The organism is Actinospica robiniae DSM 44927 (genome assembly GCF_000504285.1).
GTDB classification, from domain to species: Bacteria; Actinomycetota; Actinomycetes; order Streptomycetales; family Catenulisporaceae; genus Actinospica; species Actinospica robiniae.
Map to the genome: position 1 here is coordinate 8,279,652 of NZ_KI632511.1, position 12,337 is coordinate 8,291,988.

Annotated in this window: 8 protein-coding genes; 6 read left to right on the forward strand and 2 right to left on the reverse strand. The window is 69.8% G+C overall.

Annotation, left to right across the window (positions count from 1 at the left end):
* Positions 1-39 precede the first annotated feature (39 nt).
* From ACTRO_RS44385 to ACTRO_RS35775, 3 genes are all read left to right on the forward strand, one after another.
* Positions 40-2,448: a discoidin domain-containing protein gene (locus ACTRO_RS44385; RefSeq protein WP_051451904.1), complete on the forward strand. Its 2,409-nt coding sequence runs from the start codon at positions 40-42 to the stop codon at positions 2,446-2,448.
* A 216-nt stretch (positions 2,449-2,664) separates the two neighbouring features.
* On the forward strand, positions 2,665-3,666 hold the full coding sequence (locus ACTRO_RS47700) for a hypothetical protein (RefSeq protein WP_034270351.1): 1,002 nt from the start codon (positions 2,665-2,667) through the stop codon (positions 3,664-3,666).
* Positions 3,667-3,709: 43 nt separating this feature from the next.
* Complete coding sequence (locus tag ACTRO_RS35775) at positions 3,710-5,332, forward strand: amino acid permease (protein ID WP_051451905.1); 1,623 nt, start codon at positions 3,710-3,712, stop codon at positions 5,330-5,332.
* On the opposite strand, the gene ACTRO_RS35780 is transcribed toward ACTRO_RS35775, so the two are convergent.
* On the reverse strand, positions 5,315-5,956 hold the full coding sequence (locus tag ACTRO_RS35780) for a GNAT family N-acetyltransferase (protein WP_034270354.1): 642 nt from the start codon (positions 5,954-5,956) through the stop codon (positions 5,315-5,317). The genes ACTRO_RS35775 and ACTRO_RS35780 overlap by 18 nt on opposite strands.
* 83 nt (positions 5,957-6,039) lie before the next feature.
* Between ACTRO_RS35780 and ACTRO_RS35785 the strand changes: the two genes are divergently transcribed.
* The gene (locus tag ACTRO_RS35785; RefSeq protein ID WP_034270357.1) at positions 6,040-6,798 is read left to right on the forward strand and encodes a VOC family protein; all 759 of its coding nucleotides are present in this window, start codon (positions 6,040-6,042) and stop codon (positions 6,796-6,798) included.
* A gap of 42 nt (positions 6,799-6,840) precedes the next feature.
* Here the strand turns inward: ACTRO_RS35785 and ACTRO_RS35790 are convergent, their stop codons facing one another.
* Positions 6,841-7,335, reverse strand: coding sequence for an RlpA-like double-psi beta-barrel domain-containing protein (locus ACTRO_RS35790; protein WP_034270360.1), 495 nt, complete (start codon positions 7,333-7,335; stop codon positions 6,841-6,843).
* A gap of 343 nt (positions 7,336-7,678) precedes the next feature.
* On the opposite strand from ACTRO_RS35790, the gene ACTRO_RS44390 reads away from it, so the two are divergent.
* Together ACTRO_RS44390 and ACTRO_RS35800 are read left to right on the forward strand one after the other, a co-directional pair.
* On the forward strand, positions 7,679-11,113 hold the full coding sequence (locus ACTRO_RS44390) for a glycoside hydrolase family 15 protein (RefSeq protein ID WP_051451906.1): 3,435 nt from the start codon (positions 7,679-7,681) through the stop codon (positions 11,111-11,113).
* Between the two features lie 106 nt (positions 11,114-11,219).
* Positions 11,220-12,335, forward strand: a complete 1,116-nt coding sequence (locus ACTRO_RS35800) for a MerR family transcriptional regulator (RefSeq protein WP_034270362.1) — start codon at positions 11,220-11,222, stop codon at positions 12,333-12,335.
* Positions 12,336-12,337 lie beyond the last annotated feature (2 nt).

Here is a 12,337-nt window from a genome sequence, read left to right on the forward strand (position 1 = left end):
CGCGCCCGCGCGCGCACCGCGCCGAAGGGAAACACGCACATGCCTGAGCACAGCAGCCCACCACCGCGCCGACGCTCCCTCCTGGCCACCGCGGCCCTGATCGCGAGCAGTCTGACCGGCTCGTTCGCCGTCGCCGTGGCCGCCGCACCGGCCGCCCACGCCGCCACCGTCCCGCCCGCCCCGTCGGGCTGGAACACCGTCTTCTCCGACAACTTCGCCGGCTCCGCGGGCACCGCGCCGTCGGCCGGCAACTGGTTCTACGACATCGGTACCGGCTACGGCACCGGTGAGCACGAGCAGACCACGAACTCGACCAACAACGTCTACGTGGACGGCAACGGCCACCTCGTGCTCAAGGCCACCGAGAGCGGCACCGCCTGGACCTCCGCCCGGATCGAGAGCACCCGGGACGACTTCCAGGCCCCGGCCGGCGGCCAGCTCGAGATGACCGCGTCGATCGAGCAGCCCAACCCGGCCAACGGCCTCGGCTACTGGCCCGCGTTCTGGGCCCTGGGCTCGCCGATGCGCACCGGCGGCGGCTGGCCGCAGTCCGGCGAGATCGACATGATGGAGGACGTCAACGGGCTGAACGAGGCGTCGCAGACCCTGCACGACTCGGCCAACAGCCCCGGCCACGCCCTGATGGCCTGCCCGGACACCTCCTCGAGCTGCCAGACCGGCTACCACACCTACTCGGTCATCATCAACCGGGTGAACACCAGTGCCGAATACCTCGAGTTCCTGATGGACGGCAACGTCGAGTCCACCATCACCGAGGCCTCGGTCGGCACCGCGGCCTGGCAGGCGGCCATCGACCACGGCTTCTTCATCATCTTCGACCTGGCCATGGGCGGGAACTACCCGGACGGGATCTACGGCTCGGCCACCCCGACCACGGCCACCAGCTCCGGCGCGTCCATGAGCGTCGGCTACGTCGCGGTGTACGAGCAGGGCGGCAACTCCACGCCGTCCGGCACGGCCACCGCCACCGGCCAGCTCACCGGCAACGGCGGACTGTGCGCCACCAACCAGAACTCGCTCAACACCGAGGGCAACCCGCTGTACCTGAGCGCGTGCAACGGCAGCGCCGGGCAGCAGTGGTCGCCTTACTCCGACGGCACCGTGCGGGTCCAGGGCGGCTGCCTCGACGTGGTCAGTGCCGGCACGACCAGCGGCACGAACGTGGACTGGTATCCATGTAACGGCTCCAATGCCCAGAACTGGACGCACCAGGCCAACGGCGAGGTGACCAACCCGAACTCAGGGCTCTGCCTGACCGAGCCCGGGGGCAACAGCGGCACCCGGCTCGACATCGAGACCTGCACCGGCGCGGCCACGCAGATATGGAACTTCCCGACCGGCGGGTCCCAGGGCGGCAACACCGTCACGGTGGCCAACCCGGGCAATCAGACCTCGACGGTGGGCACCGCGGCCAGCGCGCAGGTGAGCGCCTCTGACTCGGGCTCCGGGCAGACGCTGACCTACACGGCCTCCGGCCTGCCGGCCGGCCTGTCGATCAACGCCTCGACCGGCCTGATCTCGGGCACCCCGACCGCGGCGGGCACCTCGAACGTGACGGTCACCGCGAAGGACGGCACCGGAGCCACCGGCACGACCTCCTTCACCTGGACGGTCAACGCGGCCGGCGGCGGGACCTGCGGCACCACCAACGTCGCGCTCGGCAAGACCGCCACCGCCTCCTCGCTGGAGAACGCCGGGGATCCGGCCTCGGCCGCGGTCGACGGCAACACCGGCACCCGCTGGTCCAGCGCGTTCAGCGACCCGCAGTGGCTGGAAGTGGACCTCGGCCAGACCACGTCGATCTGCCAGGTGGTGCTGAACTGGGAGACGGCCTACGCGACCGCGTTCCAGATCCAGACCTCCAACGACGGCTCGACCTGGACCACGATCTACTCCACCACCACCGGCACCGGTGGCACGCAGACGCTGAACATCTCCGGCTCCGGACGCTACATCCGGATGTACGGCACGGCGCGGGCCACCCAGTACGGCTACTCGCTGTGGGAGTTCCAGCTCTTCTCGAGCGGCAGCGGCACCAGCAGCTCGCTGCTCTCCCAGGGCAAGACGACCACCGCCTCGTCGTTGGAGAACGCGTCCTTCACCGCCGCGGCCGCCACCGACGGGAACACCGGCACCCGCTGGTCCAGCGCGTTCAGCGACCCGCAGTGGCTGGAAGTGGACCTCGGCGCCACGCACACCGTCAACCAGGTCGCGCTCGACTGGGAGGCGGCCTACGCGACCGCGTTCCAGATCCAGACCTCCAACGACGGCTCGACCTGGACCACGATCTACTCCACCACCACCGGCACCGGCGGAAACCAGACGCTGAGCGTCTCGGGCAGCGGCCGGTACGTCCGGATGTACGGCACGGCGCGGGCCACCCAGTACGGCTACTCGCTGTGGGAGTTCCAGGCCTACGGAAGCTGATATGAACAGGCGGTGCCGGACGTCACTCCGGCACCGCTGAACAGCTCCCGTACCAGCGGAGACAACGAAATCTTCGATTCTCATCAGACGCGGCCGGGCCCTGCCCGGCCGCGTCCCTTACGCTCTTGCCTCGGAGCGTGACCGCGTGATACCAAGACACAACCGTCGTCGTGCCTTGATCCACTCCGAGCGCGGCGCGCGAGGAGAGGGGGGAGCTTGCCGCCGCCGTTCGGGCTGGGACGCAAGGAGCGCCATCCGGCTTCACTGCACGCCTGGCTCGTGCGGGCCGTCGCCGACGAGCCGGCGCTCGGGGACGAGCCGTTGCGCCGGGCCGCGCGGCACGCGGCCATGGGCAGCTGGGAGCACGCCCGCGACCTGCTCGCGGTCAGCGGCAAGGACTGGCCGCTGCGCGGGCACCGCATCAGCGTCCTGGCACGTGGCGCGCTCGGGCTGCAGTGGCCCACCGCCTGGCTGCTGGCCGAGCCGGAGAGCCTGGACGCGCGGGTGCTGGGCGCGCACGTGGACGTCCTCGAACTCAGGGCCCTGATCCTTCGGCGCGATCCGTCCGCCACCGACGAATCGGCCCGGGCCGTGGTCGGAGGGCTGGAGGAGCTCGCCGAGCTGGCCCCGGGCGATCCGGGCCCGTGGATCAGCCTGCTGGCACTCGCCCCGGTGCTGGGGGAGGGCCGGGCGGAGCGGATGCAGTGGGGGGAGGCCTCGTTCGAGAGCGGGGAGCAGAGCTTCGAGTGGTTCCGCGCGGCCCTCGAGCGCGACCCGGAGAACTGGCTGGCCCACCAGTACATGCTCCGAGCCCAGATCGCCCGGGTGCGGATGGGCCCGCCACGCGAGAGCATCGCATTGCTCGACTACGCCGCGGCTGTCGCCGCGTCTGCGGCCCCTGATTCGCCGCTCGTGGTCATGGGCGTGCACGCGGCCGCCGCACTGGATCGGGCGGCGATCACCCCGCGTTTGCGACCGGCCGAGCTGAGCTGGTTCAACGAACGGCTCGCCCACGACCTGGACACCGCCTTCGACGGCTGGTTCCGCGGCGCCGAACTGCGCCGCCACCCGCAGGCCGGCCACGACCTCGTCGCGCTGGCCGACGCGTTACTGCAGGCCCGTCGACCCGCCGAGGCCCGGCTGGTCGCCGCCGAGCTGGCCGCGATCACCGGCATCGAACTCCCGCCGGATGCCGCCGTCGCGGACCCGGCGTCTTGAGCACCGCCGTGTTCCGAGCCCCTCTCCCCGTTCTGGAGTCCACGTGCGCAACTCTCCGATCCGCATCGACACCGGCAAGGCTTCGGCCCTCGTCGCAGCGGAGGAAGCGGAGGCCGCGGACGCCGAGCAGCTGCGCAACCTCGGCTATCCTCAGCTGCTTCGCCGCGGTCTGAGCGGATTCCGCAACGCCGGCGTCGCCTACTCGATCATCTGCGTCACCGGCGGCATGTCTTTGACCTACGGCCTGATCGGCATGGTCTACGGCGGACCGGCCGTGGTGTTCTGGGGCTGGCTCGGCGTCGGCCTGCTCGTGCTCGCGCTCGGCGCGGCGATGGGCGAGCTGACCTCGGCCTATCCCACCTCCGGCGGCCTGTATTACTGGTCCGCCCGGCTCGCCCGGCACCACAGCGCGGCCTGGGCCTGGTTCACCGGCTGGTTCAACGTGGTCGGCCTGGTCGCGGGTGTGGCCGCGTCCTCGTACGGGTTCACCTTCTTCGCCTGCGCGTTCGGCGACATGCAGTGGGGCTGGAACGTCACGCCGACGCTGGAGGGCATCGTCTACGTCGCGGTGCTGCTCGTGATGGCGGTGCTCGGCTCCTTCGGCGGGAAGATCATCGGCTTTTTCGGCGCGCTGAGCATCTGGTGGAACACGGTACTGAGCCTGGTGATCATCATCGCGTTGCTAGCCGTGCCCGAGCACCACCAGAGCGCCGGCTTCGTCCTGACCACCTTCGTCAACCGTTCCACCCTTCACTGGAACTGGTACGTCTCGATCCTCGGCCTGCTGGTCGGCGCCGAGACCTTCGTGGGCTACGACGCGTGCGCGCACCTGTCCGAGGAGACCAAGCAGCCGGGTGTGGCCGCCGCCCGCGGCATGGTCCGGGCCATCCTGGCCGCGACCGTGCTCGGCGCCATCGTCATCTACGCGCTGTCCTCGGCGATTCAGGACTATGCGAGCGAGGCGGCGGGCACCCGCACGCACAGCCCGGTCGGCGACATCTTCGTGGACGCGCTCGGGTTCACCTTCGGCAAGCTGCTCGTCCTCGGCCTGGCCGTGGCCCTCTTCGTGTGCGTCAACGGATGTCTGGCCTCGAATTCGCGCATGGTCTACGCGTTCTCCCGCGACTTCGCCCGCACCGACGACGGCCGCAACCACCGGCTCTCGAAGCTGATGAGCAGCGTCGACCTGGAGAGCCGCACGCCGCGCGTGGCCGTCTGGTTCTCCTGCCTCGGCGCGCTGCTGATCGGCGCCCTGCAGCTGTGGAGCACCGTCGCCTTCGCCACCGCGGTGACCGTCAACGTGATCGGCCTCTACACCGCGTATGCGATCCCTGTCTTTCTCCGGCTGCGGCTGGGTGACGACTTCGAGCGCGGCGCCTGGCACCTGGGCCGTTGGTCGAAGACGGTCGGCTGGATCGCAGTGGGCTGGGTCGCGCTCGCGGACGTGCTCTTCTGCCTGCCCGTGGTGCAGCCCGTCTTCACCTGGGGCGATTTCCCCTACACCCTGCCCGCCTTCCTGCTGGTGATCGGCGGCGCGGCGCTGTGGTGGGGACTGTCGGCGCGCAAGTGGTTCATCGGCCCGCGCTCCATGGGCACCCCGGAGCAGCTGGCCGCGCTGGAAGGTGAGCTGGTCGGCGCGCAGCGCTCTTCACCGACCGGGGTCTAGACCCACCCCAGGTCTGCCCGGACGCCACATCTTGGTGATCGGCGGCGCCGCTTCGGGCATGGCGAGCACACCGGTCACCTCGAAGCCGAAGTGCTCGTAGAGCGGCACGTTCGAGAGCTTGCTCGACTCCAGATACGCCGGCAGGCCCTCGCGATCGCAGCGCTCTAGCCGGGAGCGCAGCAGCGCGGCCCCGACGCCCTTGCCCTGCCAGGCGGGATCGGTGCCGATCACGTGCAGATACCAGTGATCGTCCCGGGGATGCTCCTTGAACATGACCGACTCGGTGTGCAGGGCGCGCAGCGAACGGGCCCGGAAACAGGTGATGTAGCCCGGCAGCGCGGCGATCTGCACCGTGGCGGAGGGCTGCCAGGCGCCCGGCGGCTTCCAGATCGTCGCGCCCACGATCCGGTCTTCGATGAGGGCCAGCTCCGTCGCCTCGAGCGGCAGCGCCTCGCGGCGAAGCAGTGTTCTGAAATAGCGCTGCAGCCGCCGCTCCCGGGAGGGCTGGTGCGGCAGCTGGTAGGTGAACGCCGGATCGTCGAGGAAGGCCCGGGCCAGCATCCGCGCGGCCTCCGGCACGTCGGCGCGCCCGGCCGGACGGATCGCGATGTCGAGCTTCTCCATGGCGACAAGAGTGTACGGGTTCGGACTCACTTCGAGAACAAAAGTTTGATGAAAAGAGGTCTCGGCTGCGTTAGGGTCGCGGTATGGCTGCTGCGCGTGTGTCCGACGTCCGCTGGGTGTGGGCCTTCATCGATCGGCCGCTGGACGCCTTCGCCGAGGCGGCCCGGTTCTGGACGCGCGTGTCCGGCACGACGCTCTCGCCGAGGCGGGGCGGGCACGAGCAGTTCGCGACCCTCCTGCCGCCGCGCGGCGACGCCTACCTCAAACTCCAGGGCGTGTTCGAGGGCGGCGGCGCGCACCTGGACTTCGAGGTCGCGCACCTGGCCGAGACGACGGACCGGGCGGTCGCCCTCGGCGCCACGCGCGTGCTCGCCGAGGAGGGCCTGTCGGTGCTGCGCTCTCCGGCCGGCCAGCCGTTCTGCCTGACCGACTGGGACGGTCAGTCCCAGTGGCCCCCGGCCGTCACCACCCCGTCCGGCGCGCTCACCCGGGTGGACCAGATCTGTCTCGACCTCGCGCCGGAGGTGTTCGACGGGGAATCAGACTTCTGGTCCGAGCTCACCGGTTGGGACGCCGGGCCGGTCGGGGATCCCGAGTTCGGCCGGCTGCGCACTCCCGCTCACTTCCCGGTCAGGGTTCTTATTCAGCGCTGCGACGACCCCGGACCGGCCTGCGCGCACATCGACGTCGCCTGCTCGGACATCGCGGCGGTCCGGGCATGGCATGAGGAATTGGGCGCGCGGTTCGTGTGCGAGGGCCGGTATTGGACCGTGATGCGCGATCCCGCGGGCGGCATCTACTGCCTCACGCCGCGTTCTCCCGAAACCGGCCTGGCGCCGTAGCCGAGCTCAGGGCCTGGTTCCGGAACCGGATCCGCGCCGCGGCTAGTCGGCGAACTTCCACGTCACCGGGATCGTCGTGTCGTGCTGATCCATGCTGATCAGCCGGGCGAAAAGGGCCGGGCTCAGGGCCAGGTCGCCGCCGGAGCACGAGCCGCAGGAGCCGACGATCGTGGCGCTCACGGTCCGACCTGCGGTGTTGGTGATGGCGATGTGCTTGCCGCATTCGACGTTCCCGCCCAGCAGCGGCGTCGGGACCTCGACCAGGTACGCGGTGAAGGAGGCGAACATGCCGACCGGGTCGCGGCCGGAGCAGATGCCGAGGTGCACGTGATCGCCGAGCGCGTCGAAGACCACGCCCGCCTCGAGCGTCGCCGTCGCGCTGAAGACCATCGGGCCGCCGTCCGGGGCGGGATTCTCCACAGCGCCGGTCGAGGCCGCGGCGGGCCGGGCGACGGTGCAGCCCGCCAGCGTGACCAGCGCGAACAGCGCCGCGCGGAGGCCGCGGCCGGCCGGGCCGGAGCGCCGGAGCGCTCTCATGGTCACTCCCTTCCTCGACTTCCCTCCCATCCAAGCCCGCGCCGCGCGCCCCGCGCGCGGGTACGGGACCGTCCGGGTGAGTGGTCCCGGGCCGACCGGTTTTGGATGTTGGTCCAACAATCACTTGCGCCACGTGCGCTGATCTACGAAGGGATTCGCTCATAATCCCCACCCGGAAGGCCTAGCGAAGGCCTTCGTTGTCTGTTACGTTACGCACCGCTCACCAATTTTGTTCGGTCGCACAACCAACCAGGCGGCCGTCGACGCGGGACTCCCACCCAGCCCGCGCGCGACGGGGTTGACGCGACCCGTCGGTCCCTCTTCGTTCGAAGGAGAACGCACGATGGCCTCGGCACCCCGCAGGCACCGCCGAACCAGATCCCTGACATCCGTATCCTGCGTCCTGGCGCTCACCGCCGGACTGCTCACCGCCGTCACCGCCACCGCCCTCGCGGCCAGCGCGTCCGGCGGCCCCGGATCCACCCCGTACTGGAACGAGAGCGGCGGGGTCCAGGGCTTCGCCGACTCCACCAGCTCCGCGTCGAAGGTGTCTTACACCATCGGCAACGGCGAACTCGAGAACGCCTTCTACCCCGAAGACGACGAGCCCGACACCTACGGGCTGCAGTACTACGTCAGCAACGGCTCGAGCTTCACCGACTCAGAGGTCTCCAACACCACCCACGCCGTCACGCTGGCCGACGCCACCTCGCTGACGTGGCAGCAGACGAACACCGCGACCAACGGCGCCTTCACCATCACCAAGACCTACATCGCGGACCCGAACGCGAGCGTCATCCTGATCCAGACGACGTTCACCAACAACACCTCAAGCCCGCTCTACCTCTACGCCGACTACCAGCCCTACCTGGACGACCAGGGCGACGGCAACACCGGCGGCACCGACACCGCCAGCGGCGACCTCGAAGCCGTCAACGGCCCCGTGGCCAGCGCCCTCGCCGCCAGCTCCGGCTTCTCGACCTCCAGCACCGGGTACGTCGGCACCAGCAGCTCGGGCGTCAGTGAACTGACGTCAGGGTACGGGATCGCCACCACCTATTCCGGTGTCTCCAGCAGCGGCCACCTCGACCAGACCGCGCAGATCCCGGTCGGCTCCACCGGCTCGACCACCTTCACCCTCGCGCTGGCCTTCGACACCAGCGAGTCCGCCGCGATCAGCGACGCCTCCACCGCGCTCGGCAGCGGCTTCAGCTCGCTGGAGAGCAGCTTCGAGTCGGGCTGGCACAGCTGGCTGGCCGGTCTCAACGCGCCGCCCGCCTCGGTCGAGCCGGCCTCTTCCGGCGGCACCGGCAGCGCCGCCCTGCTCAACCAGTACTACGTCTCGCTGATGGAGCTGAAGGCGGACGAGGACAAGACGTACGTCGGCGGCTTCGTCGCCTCGCCCACCGACCCGTGGGGCGCCTCGACCAGCGCCGCGGGGGCCGGAAACCACGGCTACCACCTGGTCTGGACCCGGGACGAGTACGAGATGGCCACCGCGCTGCTGGCGGCCGGCGACTCCACCGACGCCCAGGCCGCGCTCTCCTACATCCTCAAGTACGAGATCGAATCCAGCGGCGAAGCCAAGCAGAACACCTGGCTCAACGGCAACCAGGAGTGGGGCGGCCAGCAGATGGACGAGTCGGCCGACCCGATCATCCTCGCCTACCAGCTCGGCGACACCAGCTCCACCGACTGGGCCACGCTCAAGACCGAGGCCAACTACATCGTCGCCAACGGCCCGTACACCGGCCAGGAGCGGTGGGAGGAGAACGGCGGATATTCGCCCTCGACGGTAGCCGCCGAGATCGCCGGCCTGGTGTGCGCCTACTCCCTGGCCACCAGCCAAGGTGACAGCACGGATGCCGCGACATATCTGAGCACTGCGAAGACCTGGGCGTCGAACGTGGACGGCTGGACCTACACCACCAGCGGATCGCTCGGCAGCGGCTCGTACTTCATCCGCATCGCCCCCAACGGCACACCGAACGACTCCAACACGATCAGCATCTCCAACGGCGGCGGCAGCTACGACCAGCGCGCGGTCGTCGACGCCGGATTCCTCGAGCTGGTGCGCCTGGGCATCAAGTCCGCCTCGGCCACCGACATCACCAACTCCCTGTCCGTGGTCGACTCCACCATCGGCGTCACGACTCCGCAGGGCGTGATGTACCACCGCTACAACCACGACGGCTACGGTGAGACCTCCACCGGAGCCGACTACACCGGCGCCGGCGTGGGCAACCTGTGGCCCGTCTTCAACGGCGAGCGCGGCGAGTACGACGTCACCGACGGCAGCGTCTCCGCCGCCGAGACCCAGCTGGGCATCATGCAGGCCTCCGCGGAGGCCGACGGCCAGATCCCCGAGCAGGTCTGGGGCGGCTCCACCGCGGCCACCGCCTCCGGCACCGGCTGGACCCTCGGCCAGCCGGACAACTCGGCCGATCCGCTGATGTGGTCGATGGCCCAGTACGTGCGCCTCGCCGACGACATCTCGCACGGCAGCGACATCGACACCCCGGCCATCGTCTGCCAGACGTTCAGCACCTGCCCGGTCTCCGTCCCCGCGGCGCCGACCGGCCTGGCCGTCACCGCCAAGAGTTCGAGCACTGTCTCGCTGTCCTGGACCGCCTCGAGCGGCGCGACCGGCTACAAGGTGCTGCGCAACGGCACCCAGGTCGGCACGACGACCTCGACCTCTTACACCGACACCGGCCTGACCGCCGCGACTTCGTACACGTACACGGTCGAGGCGTACAACTCCGCCGGGACCTCCGCGGCGAGCTCGTCGGTCAGCGCCACCACGAACGCGGCCGGAGTAGCGCCCAACGCGCCGACCGGCCTGACCGTCGGCACCGTCACCACTACTACCGTCCCGCTGACCTGGGCTGCGGCGACCACCAGCGGCAGCTACGCCGTCGCGGGTTACTACGTGCTGCGCAACGGAACGCAGGTCGGCACGACGACTTCGACCTCATATACAGACACCGGCCTCAGCCCGGCAACCACGTACACGTACACGGTCAAGGCTTATGACACCGATGGCGACGTCTCGGCTGCGTCCTCGAGCGTGTCCGCCAAGACCTCGGTCGGCTACACCGAGACGTTCAATGTCACCGTCCCGGTGAACACGGCCGCATCCGGCGACACCGTCTACCTGGACGGCGACTTCTCCGTCCTCGGCCAGGGCGGGACCGACTGGGCCGCGACCGGCGTGGCCATGACAAAGATCGACGACACTCACTACACCGCCACCGTTACCGCGAGCGGCGCGGCGAGCCTGCAGTACAAGTACGACCTCGGCGGCGACTGGAACAACGTCGAGGAAACGGCCACCTGCGGCTACGTCGCCAACCGGTCCGTGACCGTGAGCGGCACCGAGAACGACACGGTACTCAACTGGGCTGGCCCGAGTACCTGCGGCAACGCCCAGGCCGTCATCGACGTCACCGTCCCCTCCACCACCCCGTCCGGCGACGAGGTGTACATCTCCGGCAACTTCTCCGCACTCGGCATCGGCATGTCCTCGGCGAACGACTGGTCCGCCGGGCTGTACCCGATGACGAAGATCGGCACGAACCAGTGGCAGATCATCGTCCCCGCCGTGTCCGGCAGCACGTTGCAGTACAAGTTCGACCTCAACGGAACCTGGACGAACGTGGAGGAAGGCAGCTCCTGCAGCTACGTCAACAACCGCTCCTTCACGTTCAACGGCGCCAACAGCTCGTACACGGCCAACGTCTCGGTCGTTGCCTGGGCTGGACTGAACGGCTGCTGACCGCGGCCTGGCAACGAAGGATTCAGCCCCGTCGGCGTGCCCGGCGGGGCTGAATCGTCGTATGCGGGTTGACCCTCACGTGACGTGATGCCGGATAGTCGGGAGCGTGGAAGAGCACCTGACCGTGGGACGGGTCGCCGAACTGGCCGACGTGACCGTTCGAACCTTGCATCACTACGACGAGATCGGCCTCGTCCAACCGTCCGCGCGGACCGCGGGCGGCTACCGGGCCTACTCGGCGGAGGATGTGGAGCGGCTTCGGGAGGTGCTGGCATTTCGGCGACTGGGCTTCGGATTGCGCGAGATCGCAGACCTCGTGGACGACCCGGCCGCCGACGCGGTCGCGCGCCTGCGCCGGCTGCGCGGCCTGCTGCTGGAACAGCGCGACCGCGCCGCCGCCATGGTGACGGCCATAGACCGAGAACTGGAGGCACGGGCAATGGGGATCAAGACGACGCCGGAGGAGCAGCTGAAGCCGTTCGGCGCGCAGCTGTACGAGACCATCGGATCCGCCTATCCGGCGACGCGGCGCACCGAACCGCGGATCGCGGCAAAGGTCTGGGACGCGCTCGGAGACGCGCGCACGGTGCTGAACATCGGCGCCGGCACTGGTTCCTACGAGCCGGTCGGCCGCGACGTCACGGCGGTCGAGCCGTCCGCGGTCATGCGAGCACAGCGTCCGGCGGGCGCGGCGCTGTGCGTGGCCGCGGCGGCGGAGCGGCTCCCGTTCGAGGATCAGTCCTTCGACGCGGCGATGGCCTTCAGCACCGTCCACCACTGGCAGGACCCGATCGCCGGACTGCGCGAGATGCGGCGGGTGGCGCGGCGCGTGGTGGTGTTCACCCACGACGGCAGCGACACCGCATGGCGGCATCGCTTCTGGTTGAGCCGCGACTACCTGCCCGAGGTCTCGGAGCTGGTCGAAGGGCGGCCCTCGGTCGAGGAACTGGCCGGGTCGATCGGTGCGCGGATCGAGCCGGTGCTGATCCCGTGGGACTGCGCCGACGGGTTCTTCGAGGCCTACTGGCGCCGGCCCGAGGCATACCTGGAAGAACACGTACGCCGCGCGATGTCGGTGTGGACCCGGGTCGGGCCGCTGGCCGAACGGAGAGCGGTAGAAGGCCTGCGCGACGACCTCGCCACCGGCCGGTGGTCCGAGCGCAACCGCGAGCTCCTCGCCCTCGACGCAGCCGAGCTCGGCCTGCGGTTGCTCGTCGCCTGACC

What these genes read in the sequence shown, in the direction of transcription:
- ACTRO_RS44385 (WP_051451904.1), top strand. Translation starts at nt 40, where the DNA reads ATGCCTGAGCACAGCAGCCCACCACCGCGCCGACGCTCCCTCCTGGCC.
- ACTRO_RS35780 (WP_034270354.1), bottom strand. Translation starts at nt 5,956, where the DNA reads ATGGAGAAGCTCGACATCGCGATCCGTCCGGCCGGGCGCGCCGACGTG.
- ACTRO_RS35785 (WP_034270357.1), top strand. Translation starts at nt 6,040, where the DNA reads ATGGCTGCTGCGCGTGTGTCCGACGTCCGCTGGGTGTGGGCCTTCATC.
- ACTRO_RS35790 (WP_034270360.1), bottom strand. Translation starts at nt 7,335, where the DNA reads ATGAGAGCGCTCCGGCGCTCCGGCCCGGCCGGCCGCGGCCTCCGCGCG.
- ACTRO_RS44390 (WP_051451906.1), top strand. Translation starts at nt 7,679, where the DNA reads ATGGCCTCGGCACCCCGCAGGCACCGCCGAACCAGATCCCTGACATCC.